The organism is Pigmentiphaga daeguensis, from assembly GCF_039523035.1.
GTDB classification, from domain to species: domain Bacteria; phylum Pseudomonadota; class Gammaproteobacteria; order Burkholderiales; family Burkholderiaceae_B; genus Pigmentiphaga; species Pigmentiphaga daeguensis.
In genome coordinates this window covers 1-22905 of record NZ_BAAAEN010000020.1, presented here as the reverse complement: position 1 = coordinate 22905, position 22905 = coordinate 1, and the positions used below count along the sequence as shown (strand labels likewise).

Annotated in this window: 22 protein-coding genes and 2 tRNA genes; 13 read left to right on the top strand and 11 right to left on the bottom strand. The window is 67.7% G+C overall.

Translation table 11 applies throughout. The features are described 5' to 3' along the window. The first annotated feature begins 211 nt into the window (after positions 1 to 211). The 6 genes from siaA to ABD104_RS21590 all read left to right on the top strand — a co-directional run bounded on the left by siaA (position 212) and on the right by ABD104_RS21590 (position 6267). Positions 212 to 2218, top strand: coding sequence for a biofilm regulation protein phosphatase SiaA (siaA, locus tag ABD104_RS21615; protein ID WP_087839151.1), 2007 nt, complete (start codon positions 212 to 214; stop codon positions 2216 to 2218). Continuing rightward, complete coding sequence (siaB, locus tag ABD104_RS21610; RefSeq protein ID WP_087839150.1) at positions 2218 to 2760, top strand: biofilm regulation protein kinase SiaB; 543 nt, start codon at positions 2218 to 2220, stop codon at positions 2758 to 2760. The genes siaA and siaB overlap by 1 nt, the downstream gene beginning before the upstream one ends. Positions 2761 to 2778: 18 nt before the next feature. Beyond that, positions 2779 to 3156 carry a biofilm regulation phosphoprotein SiaC gene (siaC, locus tag ABD104_RS21605; protein WP_087839149.1) on the top strand — a complete coding sequence of 126 codons (378 nt, stop codon included), beginning with the start codon at positions 2779 to 2781 and terminating at the stop codon, positions 3154 to 3156. 10 nt (positions 3157 to 3166) lie between these two features. After that, the gene (siaD, locus tag ABD104_RS21600; protein ID WP_087839148.1) at positions 3167 to 3955 is read left to right on the top strand and encodes a biofilm regulation diguanylate cyclase SiaD; all 789 of its coding nucleotides are present in this window, start codon (positions 3167 to 3169) and stop codon (positions 3953 to 3955) included. 147 nt (positions 3956 to 4102) lie between these two features. Then, positions 4103 to 6127: an FUSC family protein gene (locus ABD104_RS21595; protein WP_176400756.1), complete on the top strand. Its 2025-nt coding sequence runs from the start codon at positions 4103 to 4105 to the stop codon at positions 6125 to 6127. Positions 6128 to 6190: 63 nt separating this feature from the next. Further along, positions 6191 to 6267 (top strand) — tRNA-Met (locus tag ABD104_RS21590). Positions 6268 to 6571: 304 nt separating this feature from the next. On the opposite strand, the gene ABD104_RS21585 is transcribed toward ABD104_RS21590, so the two are convergent. The 6 genes from ABD104_RS21585 to ABD104_RS21560 all read right to left on the bottom strand — a co-directional run bounded on the left by ABD104_RS21585 (position 6572) and on the right by ABD104_RS21560 (position 12134). Beyond that, a tRNA-Met gene (locus ABD104_RS21585) sits at positions 6572 to 6648 on the bottom strand. 41 nt (positions 6649 to 6689) lie between these two features. Beyond that, entirely contained in the window at positions 6690 to 7625 is a 936-nt protein-coding gene (gene kce, locus ABD104_RS21580) for a 3,5-dioxohexanoate:acetyl-CoA acetone transferase (RefSeq protein ID WP_087839146.1), read from the bottom strand. Between the two features lie 21 nt (positions 7626 to 7646). Then, positions 7647 to 8516 (bottom strand): fumarylacetoacetate hydrolase family protein, encoded by an 870-nt coding sequence (locus tag ABD104_RS21575; RefSeq protein ID WP_087839145.1) that lies wholly within the window; start codon positions 8514 to 8516, stop codon positions 7647 to 7649. A gap of 11 nt (positions 8517 to 8527) precedes the next feature. Next, a complete protein-coding gene (locus tag ABD104_RS21570) occupies positions 8528 to 9463 on the bottom strand; it encodes a VOC family protein (RefSeq protein ID WP_087839144.1) in 936 nt (311 codons plus the stop codon). Between the two features lie 9 nt (positions 9464 to 9472). Further along, positions 9473 to 10453, bottom strand: coding sequence for a Bug family tripartite tricarboxylate transporter substrate binding protein (locus ABD104_RS21565; RefSeq protein WP_087839143.1), 981 nt, complete (start codon positions 10451 to 10453; stop codon positions 9473 to 9475). A gap of 49 nt (positions 10454 to 10502) precedes the next feature. Then, the gene (locus ABD104_RS21560) at positions 10503 to 12134 is read right to left on the bottom strand and encodes an FAD-dependent monooxygenase (RefSeq protein WP_087839142.1); all 1632 of its coding nucleotides are present in this window, start codon (positions 12132 to 12134) and stop codon (positions 10503 to 10505) included. Between the two features lie 84 nt (positions 12135 to 12218). On the opposite strand from ABD104_RS21560, the gene ABD104_RS21555 reads away from it, so the two are divergent. From ABD104_RS21555 to ABD104_RS21530, 6 genes are all read left to right on the top strand, one after another. Continuing rightward, positions 12219 to 13166 (top strand): LysR family transcriptional regulator, encoded by a 948-nt coding sequence (locus tag ABD104_RS21555; RefSeq protein ID WP_087839141.1) that lies wholly within the window; start codon positions 12219 to 12221, stop codon positions 13164 to 13166. Between the two features lie 62 nt (positions 13167 to 13228). Next, entirely contained in the window at positions 13229 to 13846 is a 618-nt protein-coding gene (locus tag ABD104_RS21550) for an NUDIX hydrolase (RefSeq protein ID WP_087839140.1), read from the top strand. Positions 13847 to 13863: 17 nt separating this feature from the next. After that, the gene (aat, locus tag ABD104_RS21545) at positions 13864 to 14619 is read left to right on the top strand and encodes a leucyl/phenylalanyl-tRNA--protein transferase (RefSeq protein WP_132980471.1); all 756 of its coding nucleotides are present in this window, start codon (positions 13864 to 13866) and stop codon (positions 14617 to 14619) included. 7 nt (positions 14620 to 14626) lie between these two features. Further along, positions 14627 to 15454 (top strand): arginyltransferase, encoded by an 828-nt coding sequence (locus ABD104_RS21540; protein WP_087839138.1) that lies wholly within the window; start codon positions 14627 to 14629, stop codon positions 15452 to 15454. A 14-nt stretch (positions 15455 to 15468) separates the two neighbouring features. After that, positions 15469 to 16512, top strand: coding sequence for a quinone-dependent dihydroorotate dehydrogenase (locus ABD104_RS21535; protein WP_087839137.1), 1044 nt, complete (start codon positions 15469 to 15471; stop codon positions 16510 to 16512). A gap of 199 nt (positions 16513 to 16711) precedes the next feature. Further along, a complete protein-coding gene (locus ABD104_RS21530) occupies positions 16712 to 17539 on the top strand; it encodes an IclR family transcriptional regulator (protein ID WP_087839136.1) in 828 nt (275 codons plus the stop codon). Positions 17540 to 17567: 28 nt separating this feature from the next. On the opposite strand, the gene ABD104_RS21525 is transcribed toward ABD104_RS21530, so the two are convergent. Continuing rightward, positions 17568 to 18308, bottom strand: coding sequence for an SDR family oxidoreductase (locus ABD104_RS21525; protein ID WP_087839135.1), 741 nt, complete (start codon positions 18306 to 18308; stop codon positions 17568 to 17570). A 107-nt stretch (positions 18309 to 18415) separates the two neighbouring features. Between ABD104_RS21525 and ABD104_RS21520 the strand changes: the two genes are divergently transcribed. Next, entirely contained in the window at positions 18416 to 19327 is a 912-nt protein-coding gene (locus tag ABD104_RS21520; protein WP_338615592.1) for a LysR family transcriptional regulator, read from the top strand. 63 nt (positions 19328 to 19390) lie between these two features. Here ABD104_RS21520 and pbpG read toward each other — a convergent pair whose 3' ends face one another. The 4 genes from pbpG to ABD104_RS21500 all read right to left on the bottom strand — a co-directional run bounded on the left by pbpG (position 19391) and on the right by ABD104_RS21500 (position 22866). Next, on the bottom strand, positions 19391 to 20443 hold the full coding sequence (gene pbpG, locus ABD104_RS21515) for a D-alanyl-D-alanine endopeptidase (RefSeq protein ID WP_132980428.1): 1053 nt from the start codon (positions 20441 to 20443) through the stop codon (positions 19391 to 19393). A 193-nt stretch (positions 20444 to 20636) separates the two neighbouring features. Further along, positions 20637 to 21632, bottom strand: a complete 996-nt coding sequence (locus ABD104_RS21510) for a tripartite tricarboxylate transporter substrate binding protein BugD (protein ID WP_087839133.1) — start codon at positions 21630 to 21632, stop codon at positions 20637 to 20639. Positions 21633 to 21737: 105 nt separating this feature from the next. Next, the gene (locus ABD104_RS21505; RefSeq protein ID WP_343928178.1) at positions 21738 to 22595 is read right to left on the bottom strand and encodes a DMT family transporter; all 858 of its coding nucleotides are present in this window, start codon (positions 22593 to 22595) and stop codon (positions 21738 to 21740) included. A 22-nt stretch (positions 22596 to 22617) separates the two neighbouring features. Next, positions 22618 to 22866 (bottom strand): hypothetical protein, encoded by a 249-nt coding sequence (locus ABD104_RS21500; protein WP_343928195.1) that lies wholly within the window; start codon positions 22864 to 22866, stop codon positions 22618 to 22620. Positions 22867 to 22905 lie beyond the last annotated feature (39 nt).

Below are 22905 nucleotides of genomic sequence, written 5' to 3'. Positions count from 1 at the left end.
CCTAGGGCCTAGCGACGACCGATTCGCGCATCGCGATCCTTGACTCTAGGCCCAATGGCCGCGCGCGTCCACTGCACCCGGGGTAATGCGATGCATAAGCCCCAACCCATCCGGCTTGCGGCGGTGCAACGTTTCGTTGCATGCGCCGCGCGCGCCCGGCACAATCGCGGCTTTGCCGGATCGGCATGTCGCGCTTGTCAAGGAAATCCGCATGGCCATGCTGGGTCTGAGGGGAAAATCGCTGCTGGCACTGTTGTTCGCCTGCGCCGTGGCGCTGGTGCCGGCGGCGCTGCTGGCCTGGCAGGGCATCAACGCCGTCCGGGAATACTTCGGCGTCGCCTACGCCCGCAACCATACGCTGCTGAGCGAGCAGAAGCTGCTGGCGCCGGTCATGCGCGAACTGGCGCTGGCCCAGCGCATGGCCAACTCGACGCTGACGCTGGACTGGATGCGCGATCCGGCCGACCCCGAAAAACGCCGCCGCTTCTTCCGCGAGGCCCGGGGCTACCAGCGCGACTTCCGCGACCACTCCTATTTCGTCATCGACGGCACGCCTTCCTACTACTACAACGACGACAAGGGGCCCACGATCGAAACGCCCCGCTACACACTGAAACGTTCCGAACCCAAGGACGCCTGGTTCTTCTCGACCATGCAGGACAGCTCGCCCTACGACCTGCAGATCGACGTGAACCACGTCCTGGGCGTGACCAAGTTCTGGTTCAACGTGCAGGTGCGCGACGGCGAGCAGCGGCTGGGCATGATAGGCACCGGCCTGGACCTGACCACCTTCCTGAAGGGCTTCATGGAGGGAGTGGAGCCGGGCGTGACCACCATCATCTTCGACCGCCAGGGCAACATCCAGGTCCATCCCGACGCCGACCGCATCGCCTACAAGTCCATGACGGCCGAGGAAACCGCCCAGCGCACGGTCCAGGGACTGGTGGGCCGCGATACCGAGCGCAACCAGTTGCAGAAGGCCATGGCCGACGCCCTGGCGAACCCCGGCCACGCCGTTCCGCTGTTCGCCACGCTGAACGGCGCGAAATCGGCCGTCGCGCTGGTCTACCTGCCCGAACTGCGGTGGTACGTCCTGACGTCGGTGGACCTGGGCATCGCGCGCATCGTCAACTACCAGTGGCTGGTACCGGCGCTGCTGGCTCTGGCCGCCGTGCTGTTCCTGCTGCTCCTGGGTTTCGGCTACGCCGTGGACCGGCTGATGCTGGCGCCCCTGCGCCGGCTGCAGCACACGGCGCAGGCGATCTCGGCCGGCCGCTACGACGTCACCCTGCCCGAAGGCGGCAGCGACGAGATCGGCGAGCTCAGCCGGGCCTTCGGCGTCATGGCCGAGAAGGTCCGCTCGCATACCGCCGAGCTGGAACAGCGCGTGCGCGAGCGCACCCAGGCGCTGGAAGAAGCCAACGAGCGCATGGCCGCCACCCACAAGACCATCGACGACTCCATCGACTACGCCAGCCTGATACAGCGCGCGATCCTGCCCGACCGCCAGCTGGTGCAGTCCCTGGGACGACACCATTTCGTGCTGTGGAAGCCCCGCGACGTGGTGGGCGGCGATTTCTACGTATTCCGCGCCGATGGCGACAACTGCCTGCTGGGCGTGGTCGATTGCGCCGGCCACGGCGTCGCCGGCGCGCTGATGACCATGCTGGCCCGCGCCGCCATCGACCACGCCATCGCCGAGGCCGGACCGGGCGACCCCGCAGCCATCCTGACCCGCACGGACGCGGCCATGCGCGCCATGCTGAGCGATGCGGAACTGCCGCGCGCGCTGGCCACCAACATGGACGCGGCCCTGGTCTACGTCGACCGGCATGCTGGACAGTTGCGCTTCGCCGGCGCGAAAATGGCGCTCTACGCCAGCAGCGGCGACGCTGTCGAGGAATACAAGGGCGCCCGCCGCGCCCTGGGGGAAAAGCGCGTCGGCGAATATGCCAATGTCACCCTGCCCCTGGCCGACCGCACGTTCTACCTCGTCACCGATGGCCTGCTGGACCAATCCGGAGGCGAGCATGGTTTCAGTTTCGGAAACAGGCGCCTGGTCGGCCTGCTGCAATCGGTGGCCGGGCTGCCGCTCGACCAGCAGGCCCGCGCCGTTACCCAGGCATTGGTAGACTACCAGGGCCGCCAACCGCAGCGCGACGATATTACCGTCTTGTCATTCAAGTTCGAGCAGGCCAACCTTAGCGCGGAGTCATGATGGATTCGATCGACCTCTTCGCCATGCGCGAAAGCTTCACCCGCGACCGCATCATGCTGTGTTTCAACGGACCCATATCGCGCAGCCTGATCGAGGAAATCGGGAACGCGCTGCGCAACTATCTCCAGGCGGAGCAGGTGCAGCCCTCGGCGGCCATGGATGTTTTCGGCGCATACATCGAAATGACGCAGAACATCCGGCACTATGCCAGCGCCCAGGGCTACGCCGAGCACGAGGCGACGGCCACGGTCATCGTCGCCAACAAGGAAGACGGCCGCCACGTGGTGTCGGCCGGGAACGTGGTGGAGATCGCCGATGGCCACTCGCTGCTGGAACGGATCAACGCCCTGGCCCGGCAGGACAAGGCCCAGCTCAAGGCCAGCTACAAGGAACAATTGCGCAAGCCGCGCGAAGCCGGCGCCAGCAGCGGCTCCGGACTGGGCCTGATCGATATCGCCCGCAAGGCCAGCGAGCCGCTCAGCGCCTCGCTGCGGGAAATCGACGCCGGCCGGGCTTTCTTCAGCCTGAGCGCCGTCATCTAGCAAACGAGTACCAGCACCATGAGCAACCTCACGATTACAGGCAGCCAGTCCACTCCCGCCATCTCGGGCGATTGGGAAGCCGGCGTCCTGACCATGGCCGGCGATTCCTATCCCGAAAATTCCTTCGACCTGTTTAACCAGGTCATCGACTGGGTCGAACGCTTCCTGGCCGAAACCAGGCGCCCCCTGTCCCTGGAGCTGCACCTGCTCTACCTGAACACCAGCAGCGTCCGCGCCATCATGGACGTATTCGACCTGCTGGAGGACGCGCATGGCCGCGGCCACCCTGTCGCGGTCAACTGGCATTACGATAGGCGCAACGAACGGGTGGCCGAGCTGGCCGAGGAATTCAAGGAAGACTGCAGCTTTCCTTTCGCCATCCTCGCTCACGACTGACCTGACGACCATGAAACGCGACATCGAGGACCTAGGCCGGCGCATCGAGCAGTTGCTGGCCCAGCCGGAGTACCAGGACCACCCGCTGCGCGTGGCCCTGGACGAACTCTGGCGCGCCTTCCTCGACCAGACGACCCGGCTGGAGCGCGTCACCCACATCTCCGACGGCTATCAGACCCTGGCCAAGGAGCGCGAGAACGACCTGGACGAGCGGTTCCAGAAACAGTTGCGCAAGCTGGAGAAGCTGGCCCGCATCTCGGACCACTACCAGCGCATGATGCAGGACCTGAACGTCGCCCTGAGCGATGCCTCCAACCGCGACGTCCTGACCGGCCTGGCCAACCGCCGGCACCTGATGCACCGATTGAAGGAAGAAAGCGAGCGCGCCTCGCGCTCGGGCCAGCCCTACACGATCGCCATGCTGGACATCGACCACTTCAAGCGCATCAACGACACGCTCGGCCATGCGGCCGGCGACCGCGCCCTGATCGAGGTGGGCCGCATCCTGCAAAGCTCGCTGCGCGAATACGACCTGTGCGGGCGCTGGGGCGGCGAGGAATTCATGATGATCATGCCCGGGACGACCCTGGTGTCGGCCCAGACGCTGGCGCAGCGGGTCTGCAAACGCATCCGCGAACACGCCGGCGCGCCGGACGTCGGCCAATCCATCAGCGCCAGCGTGGGCATCAGCGCCTATCGCCATGGCGAGCACTATTCCGACACCGTCGAGCGGGCCGACGCGGCCCTGCTCGAGGCCAAGCGCCGGGGCCGCGACTGCATCGTACTGTCCGAGGTCTGACGGCCTTGCCCGACGGCGCCGAACGCCGAAATACGACGATGGGGCCCGAGCCTCTATAATCTTCCCGCGGTCCGCCTGGACGGCACCGCAAAGCCGGACGCCATGATCCGGCGGAGCTGGAGGAGGCTCAGTTTCAACGGGCCATCGATGCACATCCAGCCTTTCCTCCTGTTCCCGGCTCTACGCCATCCCGCCTCGCGCAGCTACGCGCTGAGGTTGGCCGCCGCCTCGATACTGGCCATGGCGGCCGCCACCGCTTTCTCCATCGCCAACCCGTGGTGGGCCGCCATGGCCGTCTGGATGATCGGCCAGCCCACGCGCGGACTGCTGCTCGAGCGCAGCCTGATGCAATTGCTCGGCACCCTGGCCGGCGGCCTTGCCGCGGTAGGACTGGCCGCGCTGACGGACGGCGCCCCGGCGTTGCTGCTGACCGCGCTTTGCGTGTGGCTGGGCCTGTGCTGTGGCGCCAGCAACCTGCTGCGGCACCAGCGCGCCTACGGCGCGGCCTTGTGCGGGCTGACCACGGCCGTCATCGTCGTGCTGACCGTCGGCACGCCGCTCGACACGGCCACCTTCGCCACGGCGCGCATGCTCGACAACATGATAGGCATCGCCGCCTCGCTGCTCGTCATCGCGCTATGGAATCCGCCCTCTCCCGCGGCCGCCTTGCTGGAGAAGACCCGCGACCTGCTTTGCGCCACCCTTGCCCATGCCGCCCTGCAATTGGGGCCGGAGCTGCCGACGGACCTCGTGCCGCGTGCACGCCGGCTCGTGGCCGCCCTGGCGGAACTGGAAACCACGGCCGAGGACGCGACCGCCGGGTCCCTGTCCCAACGGCGCCGCCTCAAACCCCTGCGCGGACTGCTGGCGGGATTGCTCGACCTGGTCGCCGTCATGCCGGCGCTGCGCCAGCACGCGACGGCGCTGGCCCCGGCCCACGCGGAAGACCTGGACCAGTTGCGTGCCAGCCTGGACGACCTGGCCGAGACCATCCAGGCGGGACGCGGAACCTCGCTGGCCATCGTCCGCACCGCGACCCGCCGCCTGCGCGGCGCCGATCCCCTGTTCGACACCTGCCTGGACGAATTCGAACAGGCGCTGGCAGCCATCGCGGCCAGCTACCGGAACATGGCGGCGACCCTGCCGGAACCCGCAGCCTCGGCCAGCGTCCACCATCCTGATATCGCCGGCGTGCGCATCGCCGCCTGGCGTGGCGTGGCCATCCCGGCCCTGGCGGCAGGAGCGTGGCTGGCGTCAGGGTGGGAACCTCTGCGCTACCTCATGCTGGGCGCCTGCATCTTCACCGCCCTGTTCGCCTCGGTCGACGAACCCGTGCCGCTGATGCGGCGCGTGCTGGCCGGCGCGACCGCCGCGGCGGTCGCGGCCTTTGCGTGGCGCGTCGGCATCGCGCCCGTCGTGTCCCACCCCTGGCTGTCGCTGGCCCTGGCCTCGCCGCTCATCCTGGCTGCTGCCACGGCGCAGGCACACCGCGGCACGGCATTCATCGGCCTGGCCTTCAACATGCTGTTCGCGGTGCTGGCGCAGCCGGTCAATATCGGACCCGCCGAACCGATGGCGTTGCTCACGGTCGAGCTCATGCTGCTGACAGGCATCGCATGCAGCTACGCCGCCTACCGCTGGCTGATCCCGATGACCACCCAGCGCCGCCGCCGGCACCTCCACCGCGCCATACGCGCCGAGATCGCCGCCATCGCCCAGCAGGCCGGCACGCCCGCGCGCGCGGTGCGCCACCTGGCTCGCCTGCGCTTCCTGATCCTGGCGCTGATCGCGCGCTCAGGCACGGAGGCGGCCACCGCCGACGGCGCGCTGGCGGCGCTGTCCCTGGGGCACGCGCTTGCCCGCATGGGCCACATGCTCGACCGGCGCCCCGACGCGCCGGAAGCGCCGTGGATAGGCCAGGCCCTGCACACGATGAGCAAGCCGCTGGCCATGCCGCACGACGCCGGTGCAACGCTGCAGAACTACGCCACCCGGGCCCGCGCGGCGGGCGCCTCCGCCACCATGCCCGCCGTCCGCTGGCTGGAGGAAGCCGCGGAGCACCTGACCGAACACACGGCATTCTTCCGCACGCAGCCGGCAAGGAAAGCATGGGCGCCGCAGGTTGCCGATCTTTCTTCTTCCCGCGCAAGGCAAGGCAGGGAACGCGCATGAAGGCAGCTTCCCATGCTCCAGTTTGCATTGGGAACATGACAGGGATATAATCTTTTTCTCAGACGCGGGGTGGAGCAGTCTGGCAGCTCGTCGGGCTCATAACCCGAAGGTCACAGGTTCAAATCCTGTCCCCGCAACCAAACAAGAAACGGCCTCGATCGCTTTACGCATCGAGGCCGTTTGCATTTGCGCGGCCCATTCCTCGGTATGGGTGCTTCGAAGGCGCATGCGTGTCCAATGCCGTTCAGGTTGCCACGACCTCGATAGGGGCTTGGAAGTGAAGGGAAGAGCGCAGACCAATACGCGATGATTCAAGAGCCATTGATAGTGGGGCGGCTAGGATCATTTCCTCGGTTTATTTCGTGAGTGATCTCGAACGAGAGCACCAAGGCAGACACAAAGCAAAACGGCCTCGTCGCATTGCGATCGAGGCCGTTTCTTGTTTGGTTGCGGGGACAGGATTTGAACCTGTGACCTTCGGGTTATGAGCCCGACGAGCTGCCAGACTGCTCCACCCCGCGTCTGAAGAAAAAGATTATACACGTACTCGCGCGGCCATGCCTCACGCCGCCAGCGCCACCTTCTCCCTGCCCTTCAATCCCAGCATCTCGCGCGCCTCGTCGGGCGTCGCGATGCCGAAGCCGAAGGACTCCAGGATGCCGCGTATCTTGCCCACCTGCTGGGCATTGGAAGTGGCCATTTCGCCGGGTCCGATGGACAGCGAATCCTCCAGCCCGACCCGCACGTTGCCGCCCATCAGCGCGGCCTGGGTGACCAGCGGCATCTGGTGGCGGCCGGCGGCCAGGACGGACCATTGGTAACTATCGCCGAACAGCTTGTCGGCGATGCGTTTCATGTGCACGAGGTTCTCGGGATCGGCGCCTATGCCGCCCAGCACCCCCAGCACGAATTGCAGGAAGATCGGCCCCTGCACCAGGCCCCGGTCGACGAAGTGCTTGAGGTTGTACAGGTGGCCGACGTCGTAGCATTCGAACTCGAAGCGCGTACCGTGCGCGCGGCCCAGGCGCTCGAAGATGGTTTCGATGTCGCCGAAGGTGTTGCGGAAGATGGCGTTGCGGGTCTTCTCCAGGTGCTCGCGCTCCCAGGGAAAGTCGAAGTCCTTCATCTTGTCCAGCACGGGGAACAAGGCGAAGTTCATCGATCCCATGTTGCACGAGGCCATTTCCGCCGAGGCATCGATGGCGCCGGCCAGGCGCTGATCGAGCGTCATGGTGTGCGAGCCGCCGGTGGTGATGTTGATGACGGCGTCGGTCTGGGCATGGATGCGCGGCAGGAATTGGCGGTAGACCTCGGGCTCGAAGGCCGGCCTGCCGTCGGCCGCGTGGCGGGCATGCAGATGCAGGATGGCGGCGCCGGCCCGTGCCGCGTCCACCGCCTGTTCGGCGATCTGGTCGGGCGTGATGGGCAGGTGCGGCGACATGCTGGGGGTGTGCACCGATCCGGTGACGGCGCAGGTGATGATGACTTTTCTGGGCACGAAGAGGCTCCTGGTCTGGCGTTATGCCGGCTCGGGGACGACGCGGTTTTCGATGTGGCCGATGCCGTCGATCTCGACGCGCATCACGTCGCCGATCTTGAGGAAGGAAGGCGGATCCATGGCGGCGCCCACGCCCGAGGGCGTGCCGGTGGCCAGGATGTCGCCGGGCTCGAGCGTCATGACGGTGGACAGGTAGGCGATCTGGTCGTAGATGCTGTAGATCATCTCGCTGGTCCGGGCTTCCTGGCGCACTTCGCCGTTGACCCGCATGCGCAGCGTCAGCGCCAGCGGATCGGGCACTTCGTCGTCGGTGACGATCCATGGGCCGATGGGGCCGGTGGTGTTGAACGACTTGCCCAGGGTCATGGTGGCCGAGCGCCGCTGCCAGTCGCGCACCGAGACGTCGTTGCACACGAGGTAGCCGGCGATGACCTCCCGGGCCCGCTCGGCCGGGACGTGGCGGCAGCGGGTGCCGATGACCACGCCCAGTTCGGCTTCGTAGTCGAGCTTGTCCGAGACGCGCGGCATGTGCACCGGATCGTAGGGACCGTTGATGCAGCTGACCTGTTTGTTGAACCAGACCTGGCTGTCGGGCACGTCCACGCCGGCGCGCTTGGCCTCGATCACGTGCTTGCCGTAGTTCATGCCGATGGCGAGATACTTGCCGGGATCGGGCACGGGCGCCTCCAGCCTGACGTCGGCCAGCGGATAGGCCGGCGCCTGTTCGGGATCGACGTCGCGCGCGCGTTGCAGCAGCGCGCGCCCGCCGGCGAGCAGGCCACGCATGGTGGCGGGCAGCGCCGGGTCGGCGGCCGCGAGGTCGATCACGCGCGTGCCCTCGACCTTGCCGATGGAGGTCCTGCCGCGATGGGAGAAAGTGACGAGTTTCATGGGTTCCTTGTTCAAGCGGAAGAAGAAGGTGGTCCGGCCAGGGCCTGCGCCAGTGCGTCGGGCGGCAGGTGGCCCCAGTCGCTGATGCGGTCGTATTCGCGCACGTCGTTCCAGTCCTCGCCCACGGTGCGGCCGGTGGCGCCGATCTCGACGCGCCAGCCGTCGGGGCCCAGGCTGTAGAAACTGACCATGCCGTCGTTGGCGTGCTGGCCCAGCGTGTTGGCGAGCGGCGTGCCGGCGCGCAGCGCGCGGTCGTAGGCCAGTCCCACGCTGCGCACGTGCGCGACTTCGAAGTTGATGTGGTGCAGGCGCTGCGGGACTTCGGGCCGCGGCAGGTAGGCGATGGCCAGCGAATGGTGGCGCGGATTGCAATGGAAGAAGGAGACGTGCATCTCGATCTCCCCCATCGGCAGCCGCAGCCAGTCCGACAGGACGAGGCCCAGGCCGTCGATGGCGAAGCGGCGCGCCGCGTCGTATTCGCCGGCGTCGCCCACAGCGAAGACGAAGTGGCCGAAGCCCTGCCCCTGCGTGACGAAGCCTTCGGGAAAGTGCGGGCTCGCGAAAGGCGTTGCCGCCTCCTCCAGCCCCGTCACCAGCTCCAGCGGAACGTCCCAGGGAGTCTGGATCACCGTCAGGTCCCGCACGCGCCGGGCCGCGCGCTCGTCCGCCGTGCCGGCGCGCATGCGCCACCCCTGGGCCGACAAGCGCCCCAGCACGCGGTCATATACCTGCGCATCGACCGCCTCGAAGGCGATGCAGGCGGCATCGTTGCGCGCGCCCTCGCGCACCCATACCCGCTGGGCCTTGCCATCGACGCGCCAGGTCGCCGCCCCATCGGCGGCGGGTTCGCCGGGCATCAGGCCCACGACGTCGGTCAGGTAGCGCCCCAGGTCCGCCGGCGCGGTGCTGTCCAGGCCGATGTAGGCCGCTTCCAGTCCTGTCCTCACACCGGCCTCCTATTGCTGCACCGGCTGGGCGTTCACGTCGCGCAGCACTTTTTCCCAGCGCGTGCGCTCGGCCCGCCAGTAGTTGCCGAACTCATCCACCGACATGGGCTTGGGGTAGACGCCCAGGGTGTCGAGCTTGTCGATCACGTCACGTTCGGCCAGCACCGTGGCCAGGTCCCGGTTGACGCGCTCGATGGCCGGCTTGCCCGTGCCTTGCGGCGCGACGACCGCGAACCAGCCGTTGATGACCAGCGAGGGATAGGACTCGGACGCCGCGGGCAGGTCGGGACGATTGGGTACCCGTCCCTCGGAGAACATCACGATGGGCTTGAGCCGGCCGCCCTTGATCATGGGCTCGATGGGCGGCACGCCGTCGATCAGCATCTGGGCATCGCCCCCGACCACGGCCGATATGCTCTGGGAACTGCTGGAGAACGGCACGGCGCGCAGCGGCACGCCGGCGGCGCGCGACAGCATGTCCACCGCCAGGTTGGGCACCGAGTACAGGAAGGTGGTCGATACCACGAAGGTGTCGGGCTGGCGACGGGCCATGGCCAGCACGTCGGCCAGCGTGTTGGCGGGCGACGAGGCGCTGACCGCCGCCATCATCGGGCTGATGCCCACCATGGCCACCGGCTGGAAGTCGCGGACGATGTCGACCTGCGAGCTCTTGTACATGTAGGGCGTGAGCGTCAGTACCGAAGCGGGGGTGAACACGAACATGTGCTCGTCGCGCTCGGCCGATTTCACCGCCGCCAGCCCGACCAGGCCGCCGGCCCCGGGCTTGTTCTCGACGATGACCGGCTGGCCCCAGATCCTGGACAGCTTGTCGCCCAGGAGCCGGGCCATGATGTCGGGCGCCGTCCCGGCCGCAGCCGGCAGGACCAGCCGCACCGGCCGGGATGGCCAGGTGGCCGCTTGGGCCGTGCCGGCCAGGCAGGCCGCCAGCGCGAGGCCGGCGGCGATCCATTTGCGTCGTGATGCGTTCATGTGTCTGTCTCCTGGATGGTCTTGTCTTGTGTGGTGGTGCGATGCCGGTTCAGGCGTGGACCGCGGCACGCCCGGCCGCGAGTTCCAGTGCCATAGCGCCTTCTTGCGGATCGTGGCCGCGCCATGCCACGTACTGGTCCGGCCGGATCAGGACCAGGTCGGCGCCATAGAGCTCGCGCAGGCCGTCGATGGGAGGCGCGACCACCGTCAGCGGAACGTCCGTGCCCGCCTGCGCGGCCAGCGCCTGGGCCGCGTCCCGCGCGGCCGGGCGGGTGGCGAGCAGCGTCATCCCGCGGAAGGCGAAATGGTCGAACAACGACGCCCCGCGCTCCCGGCCCGGCGCCAGCCAGGCATGCGGCGCGCGGCAGCCCGGGCGAGCGCTCTGCACGTAGCGTGTGGAGTCCCAGGCCTCGCCGCCCGCCTCCGGTCCGTGCGCCAGCACTGGCGACTGCTCGTAACGGCTGCCCAGCACCACGCCCAGCGAATCGAATTCCTGGCGCTTGGAGGCAAGGATGGCTCGCTCCGCTTCCCGGCGGGCGGCGTCCCCCGCCGGCCCGTCGTCCTCCAGGCCATCGCGCCACAGGCTGCCCGAGCTGTGCGACAGGTTGTGCACGGCCTCGTCCACCACCCGGCGATGCACCTGGCGGCGTTCCACTTCGTAGCTGTCCAGCAGCGCGGGACCGCCCCAGCCGTCCAGCGCCGCCGCCAGCTTCCATCCCAGGTCCACGGCATCGCCGATGCCCATGTTCATGCCATGGCCGCCGAAGGGCGGGTGCAGGTGGCAGGCATCGCCGGCCAGGAACACCCTGCCGTCGCGATAGCGCGTGGCGGTCAGGCGATGCGCGGTCCATTCGTCGCGATGGCGGATGTCGATCGGGATGTCCAGGCCCAGCGCGGCACGCATCAGGCCTTCGATGGCCGGCTCCTCGCCGTCGCGGCGGGCATAGCCGAAGGTCCACATGTCGTTGGCGTCCAGCGGCGCGACGACCGCCGGCGCCTCCGGATTGACGAGCCAGTACATGACCGCCGGCCCCAGCCCGTGCATGCCGGCCAGGCCCGGGGCGTGGAAGATGATGTTGCGGTGATGCGAGAGCGGCGAGACCCCCTCCATCCGGATGTCCAGCCGGGCGCGCACGGTGCTGCGGGCGCCATCCGCGCCGGCCATGTACGCGGCCCGCACGCGCAGCGGTCCATCCGGTCCTGCCAGCACGGCCTCGACCCCCTGCGCCGACTGCGAAAAATCCTCCAGCCGGGTCGAAAAGCGCACCTGCACGCCCGGCAGGCTCTGCGCGTGGTCGCGCAGCACCTCTTCCACCTTGTATTGGGGCACCCACTGCGCGTGCTCGGGAAAGCGCTCGTCGCGCCTGGGCGAGCAATAGAACGCGTTGGTGAACCGCGCCAGTTCCCGGCCGGCCAGCCTGGTCGCGAACACCACGTTGGACGGATAGTCGACACCGAAGGGGGCCGCCTGCGCCAGCTTGCCCGCCACGCCCCAGCGCCGCATCAGCTCGCGCGAACGCACGTTGGTCGTCTTGGCGCGGGGCGCGAGTCCCACCCGGTCGTGCTGCTCCACCACCAGGCAGCGCCGCCCCTGCATGCCCAGCTCGATGGCCAGCGCAAGCCCAACGGGGCCCGCCCCGATCACCAGCACGTCGGTCTCCAGCAGCGTCTCGCCCGCCATGCCGTCTCCTTCCTGTGTTCTTGAATTGACAGCAGCTTAGGCATTCGGCGATGCTCTGGAAAGATCATTACCTTGATATAGGTTATGAACAATTCAGATAACCAGGACCCGCAGATCGCCGATTTGCGGGCGGTGCTGGCACTGATCGAGGACGGCACCGTCACCCGCGCCGCCCGGCGCCTGGGGCTGACCCAGTCGGCGCTCAGCTACCACCTCGACCGCATGCGCAAGCGTTTCGCCGATCCGCTGTTCGTCCGCGTGGGCAACCGCATGGCGCCCACGCCGTTCGCCCAGCGGCTGGCCGAGCCGGCCTCGCGGGTGCTGCGCATCGTGGAAACCGAGATCGCCGGGCTGGCGCGTTTCGATCCCGCCCAGACCAACCGGGAGTTCCGCATCGGCGTCAACGAGATCGGCGCCATCGTGCTGGTGCCCAAGCTGATGAAGCGCCTGGCCGAGGTCGCCCCGCACGCCCGCCTCGCCCCCACGCAGGTCTCGGCCGACACCATGGCCGCCGCGCTGGAATCGGGCGAACTGGACGTCGTCGCCGGACACGTCCCGCGACCGCACGACGCCCTGCTGCGCCAGCATCTCTATCGCCGCGCCTACGTCTGCGTGGCGCGCCGCGACCATCCGCGCATCGGCGATACGATGACCCTGCGCGAATTCGGCCGCACGCCGCAGGTCCAGTCGCCGTCCGTGCCCATCACCTTCGCCTGGATCAACGACCAGTTGCGCAAGCACGGCGCGCAGAGCCAGGTGCGGCTCACCACCGAACACGTGGCCGCGATTCCTTTCATCGTGGCCGCCAGCGACCTGATCGCCATCATTCCGGACGAGGTCTACCACCTGTTCCAGCCTATCGCGCCGATCAAGAAAGTGCGGCTGCCGCTGCGCATTCCGTCCATCGACGTGCACCAGTACTGGCACTCGCGCGTGGCCGGCGATCCGGCGAACCAGTTCTTCCGCTCGGTGGTCTACGAGGTGGGCTGCGAACGCCAGCCCGCTTCGCCCGGCGACCTCTCGTATACTTGACGGACCTCCCGGATCTCCGCAACCGCCGGGGCGCAGCGCCGCTTCCGCCCCCTGGACACGCCATGACCGCTTCCGAACGCGCCCTCACGTATTTCCCGGCTCCGCGCTCCCAGCGCTACTGCTCGCAATGCGGCAACCTGCTGACCCGCCGCGTTCCCGACGACGACAACCGCGAACGCGATCTCTGCGACCACTGCGGCGCGATCCACTACCAGAATCCCCGCATGGTGCTCGGGACCATTCCCGTCTGGGAAAAGCAGGTGCTGCTGTGCCGCCGGGCAATCGAGCCGCGCCATGGCTACTGGACCCTGCCCGCCGGCTTCATGGAGCTGGGCGAGACCACGGCCCAGGGCGCGGCCCGCGAGACCCAGGAAGAGGCCGGCGCCCGCATCGAGATGGGGCCGCTGTTCGCCGTGCTGGACATTCCGCACGTGGACCAGGTCCACATCTTCTATCTTGCGCGCCTGACCGACGTCGAGTTCGAGCCGGGCCCCGAAAGCCTGGAAGCCCGATTGTTCGACGAGGACGAGATTCCCTGGGACGACCTGGCCTTCCGTTCGGTCTCCACCGCGCTCAGGCTGTTCTTCGCCGACCGGGCGCGCGGCACGTTCCAGATCCACAGCGACACCCTGCTGCGCGGTCCCGAGCCGGTTCCCGCGTTCTCCACGCCCGCCCCTTGAGTCCCTCGCGCCCGCGCATGCCGGCCCTGCTGGAGCCGGACACGCCCTTCCCGCCGCTCGAGCAGGCGCTCGAGGATCCCCCGGGCCTGCTGGCCGTGGGGGCCGACCTGTCCATCGAACGGCTGCGCGCCGCGTACGCGCACGGCATCTTCCCCTGGTACCTGCCGGGCGAGCCCATCCTGTGGTGGAGCCCGGACCCCCGCATGGTGCTGTTCACCGACCGCTTCTCGCCCTCGCATTCGCTGCGCAAGAAGCTGCGGCAGGTCGAACGCGATCCCGCCATCGAGGTCAGGGTCGACACGGCTTTCGACGACGTCATGCGTGCCTGCGCGGCGCCACGCAGCGACGAGCGTCCGGCCACCTGGATCACGCTGCCCATGCAGCGGGCCTACCGGCTGTGGCACCGGCAAGGCCAGGTGCATTCGGTGGAAACCTGGATCGACGGCGAACTTGCCGGCGGGCTGTACGGCGTCTGCCTGGGCCGGATGTTCTATGGGGAATCCATGTTCACCCGGGTGGCCGACGGATCCAAGATCGCGCTGGCCTACCTGGTGCGTTTCTTGCGTCGCCATGGCGTGGAGATGATCGACTGCCAGCAGGACACGCGCCATCTGGCCTCGCTGGGTGGCGCCACGATTGCCCGCGCGGAATTCGAGCGCCTGATTGTAAAATTCACCCGGATGCCCGAGCTTCCGTGGCGCTCGGGCAGGCTGCGCCACGACGGCGAGATCGTCGACCTGGACGCGCCCCACGCTGCGGCCGACCCCGGCTGAACCGCGCATGACCCACCTTCGAGAACTCCCCTTCGCCGCGCTGCAGTTCTATGCGACCGCTCCCTACCCGTGCAGCTACCTGGGAGACCGGATGGCGCGCTCGCAAGTGGCCACGCCCAGCCACCTGATCAACGCCGACGTCTATTCCGAACTGGTGCGCATGGGATTTCGCCGCAGCGGCGTATTCACCTACCGGCCCCACTGCGACGGCTGCCGCGCCTGTGTGCCGGTGCGGGTGCCGGTGAACCGCTTCCGGCCCAACCGCACCCAGTCCCGCACCTGGAAGCGTCATGCCGATCTGCAGGTGTTCGTGGCCGAACTGGCCTATTCGTCCGAGCACTACTCGCTCTATCAGCGCTACCAGTCGACCCGGCACCGCGGCGGCGGCATGGACCAGGACAGCCGCGAGCAATACGCGCAATTCCTGCTCCAGAGCCGCGTCAACACGCGCCTGGTCGAGTTCCGCGACCGGCAGGGACAACTGCGCATGGTGTCCATCATGGACGTGCTGTCCGACGGCCTGTCGTCGGTCTACACCTTTTTCGACCCCGACATGAAGGGCAGCCTCGGTACCTGGAACATACTCTGGCAGCTCGAGCAATGCCGGCTGCTGGAACTGCCCCATCTCTATCTGGGATACTGGATAGAACAAAGCCCGAAGATGGCCTACAAGGTGAACTTCCGGCCCCTGGAAATGCTGGTCAACGGCGAATGGCGCGAATACGCCGGCCCGCCGGCCGCCAGGCCAGCCGGGCCGGCCGTCATCGATACCAGCCGCCTGCACGCCTCCTCTCGCCACGGCCATCCCGACGATGCGCCGTCCTCCACCTCCTGATCCCCATCCGCCTGATGTCCGCGTTTTTTCAAGCCTATCCGCTGTTGCGTCCAGCCCTGTTCGCCCTGGAACCCGAAACCGCCCATGCCCTGACCCTGTCCACGCTGCAGCGCGTGTACGACATGGGATGGACACGCCCCTCCCGCGCCCCGGACCGTCCGGTCGCCCTCATGGGCCTGACGCTGCCCAACGCGGTCGGCCTGGCCGCCGGCCTGGACAAGAACGGCGGGCACATCGACGCGCTGGGCAGCCTGGGCTTCGGCTTCATGGAAATCGGCACGGTCACGCCCCGGCCGCAGCCCGGCAACCCGCTGCCCCGCCTGTTCCGCCTGCCCCGCGCCGAGGCGCTGATCAACCGCATGGGCTTCAACAACGACGGGCTGGCCGTGTTCCTGGCCAACGTCCAGCGCAGCGGCTACCGGGCGCGCGGCGGCATCCTGGGGCTGAACATAGGCAAGAACGCCGACACGCCCATCGACAAGGCGGCCGACGACTACCTGGCCGGGCTCGAGGCGGTCTATCCCCACGCCGACTACGTCACCATCAACATCTCATCGCCCAACACCCAGAACCTGCGCAGCCTGCAAGGCGCCGACGAACTGTCCGTCCTGCTGCGCCAGCTCGACCAGGCGCGGGACACCCTGGCGGCCCGGCACGGCCGCCGCGTGCCGCTGGCGGTCAAGATCGCGCCGGACCTGGACGAGAGCCAGATCGATGCCATCGCCGACCTGCTGCCGCGCCATGGCATCGACGGCGTCATCGCCACCAACACCACGCTGTCGCGCGATGCCGTCCGCGGCTTGCCTCATGCGGGCGAGGCCGGCGGTCTGTCCGGCACGCCGGTACGGGAAATGTCGCTGCGGGTGGTCGAACGCCTGCGGCGCCAGGCCGGCAACGCGCTTGCCATCGTCGGCGTGGGGGGCATCCTGGAAGGCCGCCACGCGGCCGAGAAGATCGCGGCGGGCGCGGACGCGGTCCAGCTCTACACCGGTCTCATCTATCGCGGCCCCGCGCTGGTCGGGGAATGCCTGTCGGCCGTCTCGCGGCTTCGGAGCTAGGCACTGGGGATATCCCCGTGTGCCTTGTATGACAACGGGGATGCTGCGTCGCGGAAATTCTGTGCACAGGCGTTATACTGACCCAATAAGAAATGGCCTGCTGCAACGCAGAAAGGCCACCCATCTGCGGTGTAATAAAGCTATGAAATTTCACCATATGGGATAAACTAGCTTCATCGCGTAGAGACTCACCACGACAATGCCAAGAGTCACGACCCCCGACGCGGCCATGATCGCCCCGTCCGCGGCCCCCGCGCCGCAGATCGCCATCCAGGTGCTCGAACGCACCATGCACCTGCTCGACGCCCTGGCCCGGCACCCCGATCCGGTCAGCCTGAAAGAGCTGGCCCAGGCCACCGGCCTGCACCCTTCCACCGCCCACCGCATCCTGAACGACCTAGTCGCCGGCCGCTACGTCGACCGCGTCGACAGCGGCATGTACAGCCTGGGCATGCGGCTGCTGGAGCTGGGCCACCTGGTCAAGGGCCGGCTGAACGTGCGCGACGCCGCCATCACGCCCATGCGCATGCTGCATCGCCTGACGGGCCAGACCGTCAATCTTTCCGTGCGCCAGGGAGACGAGATCGTCTACATCGATCGCGCCTACAGCGAACGTTCGGGCATGCAGGTGGTGCGCGCCATCGGCGGCCGCGCCCCGCTGCACCTGACCTCCACGGGCAAGCTGTTCCTGTCGGCCGACGATGCCCGCCTGATCCGCGCCTATGCGCTGCGCACGGGCCTGCAAGGCCACACCTCCAACAGCCTGACCGACCTGGCCAAGCTCGAGCGCGAGCTGGACCAGGTGCGCGCGAAGGGCTATGCCCGCGACAATGAAGAACTGGAAATGGGCGTGCGCTGCATCGCTGCCGGGATCCACGACGACACGGGCAAGCTGATTGCCGGCCTGTCGATCTCGGCGCCGGCCGACCGCATGCAGGACGGCTGGATCGACGCGCTGGTGGATACCGCCAGCCAGATCTCCGAAGCCCTGGGCTACGAACCGTCGCACGCGGTATCGGCGGCCTGACCCCGCGCGGGCGTCGGCCCGGTCCGCCTCAGGCGAAGCCGCCGTTGACCCGCAATACCTGTCCGTTGACCCAACCGCCGTCCGGGCCCGCCAGAAATGACACCGCGGCGGCGATCTCCTCCGGCGTGCCCAGGCGCTCCAACGGCGCCAGCCGCGCGATCTGGTCGATCTGCTCGGCCGTCTTGCCATTGAAGAACAGCTCGGTGCCGACCGGCCCGGGCGCGACGGCGTTGACGGTCACGCCTCGTCCGCGCAGTTCGTTCGCCAGCACCCGCACCAGTCCCTCGACCCCCGCCTTGGAAGCGATGTAGGGGCCGTAGGACGGGAAGGCGCGCGCGATGACGCTGGTGGAAAGCGCGATGATCCGCCCGCCCTCGCCCATGCTCGCGGCGGCTTGTGCCAGGACGAGGAAGGCGCCGCGCAGGTTCGTGGCGATCACCTGATCGAAGTCGGCCAGGCTGTCCGGGGCGACAGGCACCATCGGCATGACGCCCGCGCTATTGACCACCACGTCGATCCGGCCATAGGCCTGCCGCGCCCTGGCGAACAGCGCGGCCACGTCGTCCTCGCGGCCCACGTCGCCCTGGACCGCCAGCGCCCGGCCCCCGGCGGCCTCGATCGCGGCCACGGTTTCCCCGGCCTTGGCGGCATTGCCCGCGTAGTTGACGACCACCGCATAGCCGTCGGCCGCCAGCCGGCGAGAAATGGCCTGCCCGATGCCCCGCGATCCCCCGGTGACGATGGCGGCCTTCGTGATGTCCGTGCTCATGCTGAATCCTGGAAAGAAGAAAGGATGGCGAGCATTCTTCTTGTTTATGTTGTTGAGATAAACCCTGCTAAATTGGTATCTCAATTCAATGACAGACAACAATCCCCGTGGACCGCTTCGAATCGCTCCAATTGTTCACCCGCATCGTGGAACTGGGCAGCTTCAGCCGGGCCGCGATGGCGCTGGACATCCCCCGGGCTACCGCCACCCACGCCATCAAGGAGCTCGAGGCCAGGCTGGCGACACGCCTGCTCGAGCGCACTACGCGCCATGTCCGCCCGACGCTGGACGGACAGGCCTTCTACGAACGCTGCGTACACGTGCTGAGCGAGCTGGACGAGGCCGAATCCTCGCTGCAGCATGTGGCGTCGAATCCGCGCGGCGTCCTGCGCGTGGACATGCACGGCACGCACGCGACCCGGATCGTCCTGCCCAGCATAGACCGGTTCCACGACCGCTATCCGGGCATCGACCTCGTCGTCAGCAGCGGCGACAGGCTGGTCGACCTGGTACGCGAAGGCGTCGATTGCGTGATACGGGCTGGCCATCCGCGCGACTCGTCCCTGGTGGCACGTCCGCTGGCGGTCATGCCCCAGGTCCTCTGCGCGAGCCCCGGATACCTGGCCCGCTTCGGCACGCCTGGCCATCCCGACGATCTGGCGGGGCACCAGGTCGTACGCTTTTTCGCCAGCCAGGGCACGTCCGACTATCCGCTGGAGCTGGTGGTCGACGGCCAGGTCCGCAGCTATGCGCTGGGTGGCTGGATGTCGGTGAACGATGCCGAGAATTACGTGACTTGCGCACTGCGGGGCTGCGGGCTGATCCAGTTGCCGCGCTTCCACGTCCAGGACGAACTGCGCGACGGGCGGCTGGTGGAAGTGCTGCCCGGATGGCGCAGCCCGGGCCTGCCGCTGTCGGTGCTCTACCCCTCGCACCGCCAATTGTCCCCGCGGGTGCGGGTGTTCATCGATTGGCTGCGGGCCCTGTACGAGGAAAGATTCCCGCCCGACGCGCCCTGAAGCCGCCGGAAAGACAAAACGCCGCGCAAGCGCGGCGTCGTCATGGCCGGAAGGCGGGGTGGCCTACAGCGAGCCGATCTCGCGCTGGACCCACTGGCGGATGCGCTGGGCGTCGGCGGTGCGCGTGAGCGAGCCGACCGAATCCAGCAGCACGATGGCCATGTCGCGGCCGCCGATATTGGCCAGCATGACCAGGCAGCGTCCGGCTTCGTTGATGAAACCGGTCTTGGACACGATGATGTTCCAGTCGGAACGGGCCACCAGGCGATTCGTGTTGCGGAAGGTCTGGTGCCGGCCGCCGATATCGACGGAATATTCGGTATCGGTCGTGTACTGGCGGATCAGCGGGCGTTGTGAACCTTCGCGCATCAGGCGCACGAGATCGCGGGCGCTGGAGACGTTCTCGCTCGACAGGCCGGTAGGCTCGACGTAGTGCGTATCGTGCATGCCCAGTGCCGCGGCCTTGGCGTTCATGGCCTGCACGAACGCCGGCAGGCCGCCGGGGTAGTTGCGCCCCAGCGCGTTGGCGGCGCGGTTCTCGGAAGACATCAGCGCCAGGTGCAGCATGTCGGCACGCGACAGGCGCGTACCGACCGACAGGCGGGAATGCGTGAACTTGTGCGTATCGATGTCGTCGGTGGTGACCTCGATCATCTCGTCCAGCGGCAGGCCGGCGTCGACCACGACCAGCGCGGTCATCAGCTTGGTGATGGAGGCGATGGGCGCCACCGCGCCCTCGTTCTTGGCGAACAGCACGTCCGAGGAATTCAGGTCCTGCACGAAGGCCACGCTGGAACGCAGCGACAGATTGCCATCGGCATCCTCGAGCGGGGCGGAAGGCGCATAGGAAGCGTGCCGGATGCCGGCCGAGGCGACCGCCTTCCTGGGGGCGGCCTTGGCGACGCGCTTTTTCTTGGCGGGAACGGAAGCCGTTCTGGACGCCTTGGCGGACTTGGTCTTGGTCGCGGTGGCTTTTTTCGCCGGCTTCGCCTTGGCGCTCTTGGACGTCGTGGTGGTGGCCGCGTAGGCAACGGGAGCAGCCGCGGGCAGGACCAGCCCGGCGGTTAGCGCGCACATCAATGAAACCGACAGAATGCTCTTTCTGATGCGCGCCATGTTTCCTCCGGTAACGACTCAGCCCAGGCGCCGCAGCATATCAGATTTTTGGATAAAAATCTCCATTAAATGAACGACTTAGCGCGCACTTTTTAAGTCGTTATTTAAATGCCACGGCAAAAATTACAAAAAATGCAACGAGGGGGGCGGCATCCCCAGGACAGCCGCCCCCCGCACCCGGCAAACGGCGAGGTCAGTCGGCGTAGACGCCGGCCTTTTTGATGACCGCGCCCCACTTGGCGGTCTCGGACTTCACCAGCGTGTCGAGCGCCGCCGGCGTGGCCTTGTCGTTCAGCACGATGGCCCCCAGTTCGGTCATGCGCTGCTTGAACGCGGGATCGTCCAGGCCGGCCTGCAGCGAGGCCTGGAGCTTGGCGACGATCTCGGGCGAGGTGCCCTTGGGCGCCCACAGGCCGTGCCAGATGCCCACCGAGAAGTCCTTCAGGCCCGACTCGTCCAGCGTGGGCAGGTCAGGCAGGCTGGGCACGCGGGTCTTGCTGGTGACGGCGTAGGCCTTGACCTTGCCGGCCTTGATCTGCCCGGTGGTGTTGGTGGTCTGGTCGCACATGAAGTCCACCTGCTTGCCCAGCAGGTCGTTCATGGCCGGCGCGGTACCCTTGTAGGGAATGGTCTGGAATTCCGAGCCTATCGTGCTCATGAACATCAGGCCGCACAGGTGCGAGGCCGAGCCGATGCCGGCATTGGCCATCGACAGCTTGCCGGCGTTGGCCTTCACATAGGTCAGGAATTCCTTGATGTTGGCGGCCGGGAAGTTTTCGCGCGCGATCAGCGTCATCGGCACGTCGACGGTCAGCCCGATGGGCTGGAAGTCATGGGCCTGGTCGTAGCTCAGCTTGCGGTACAGCGCGGGCGCGGTCGAGAAGCCGATGTGCATGAGCAGCACGGTATAGCCGTCGTTCGGCGCCTTGGCCACGCGGGCGGTACCGATGGTGCCGCCGGCACCGCCGACGTTCTCGACCACCACGGTCTGGCCCAGCGACTTGCGCATGGCCTCGGCCAGCGAGCGCGCCACCACGTCGGTGGGACCGCCGGCGGCAAACGGGACGATCATCGTGACCGGTCGAGTGGGATAGCCCTGCGCCATCGCCTGCGTAGGTGCGAGGACGGCCGCGCTGGCCAGGGCCGCGGCCCCGATCGTCGCGGACACAGCTTTCTTGTGGATAGCCATTCTTTTATCTCCTGCCTCGTTAAATAGTTGCGCCGCGAGCCGACAACTCCCGCGGCGGTGAGACGAGTTTAAGGGATGGAAACCACGAAGCCGTGACGGTTTCGCCTATCGTTTCCCCTGAGCCCAGGCCACCGCGAACGCCGACAGCGCCATGCCCGCGACCATGGTCGCGGTCAGCGGCTCGTCGAAGGCGGCCCAGGCCATCAGCGCCGTCACCGCCGGAGTCAGATACATCAGGCTGGCCACGCGCGTGGCCGCCCCGCGCCGGATCAACAGGAACAGCAGGCAGATGGCGCCTATCGACAAGGCGAAGACCGACCATGCCCAGGCGCCCGCCAGCGGCCATGTCCACTGCACCGCCATGGTCTCGAACATCCACGCCGCCGGCAGCACGACGATCAGCGAAGCACCGAACTGCAGCAGCAGCCCGGCCCGCAGGTCCACCCCGGGACAGAAGCGTCTCTGATAAACGGTGCCCGCCGTGATGGACAGCAGCGCCGCCACGGCAAAGGCCAGGGCCTGCCAGGTCAGGCCCATCGTGCCGATACGGTTCCCCACGACCAGGGCCACGCCCACGAACCCCAGGACCAGCCCGGCCCACTGCCGCGCGGAAGGAGGCTCGCCCATCCAGCGTCCGGCCACCGCGGTCAGCAGCGGCTGCAGCCCCACCACCAGCGCCGCCAGGCCCGCCCCCATGCCCAGGTGGATGGCGATCCAGACGCCTCCCAGGTAACCGGCCTGCAGCAGCACGCCGGCCACCGCCATGTGGACGCCCTGCCGCCGGCCCGGCCAGGCGATGCCGACGCTGAACGGCGCCAGCACCATCAGCACGCCGGCGAAGCGCATCGACAGGAAAGTCAGGGGTTCGGCGTAGGGCAGGCCGTAGCGGGCGACGACGAAACCGGTGCTCCAGATCAGGACGAAAAACGGGGAAATCAGGCGGGATGGCAGCGATGAACCCACGACGGCGGCCTTTCGGAGGGTGTCAGGCCGAGAAGTGTAGCCGCCGGGCGGTGGCCCGCACCATGCCTGGGCACAGTAGAACGCCCGGGTATGGCGCATCGCACCAAAACAACGTGGCGCAATGCAACACATCCGCCGGTTCCGCAAAGGCGCGGATCGGGCGTTCCGCTTTTTCCGCCGTTTCCTCCTCCTGTCTTAAAAAAATGTCTTTAATTGTCGAGTCCCGGACGATCATAAGGCCGCCGATGGAACAAATGAGGGTGTGAATCATACCACCCACTCATAGCCTGCATAGGCGTCTTGCTCTGCA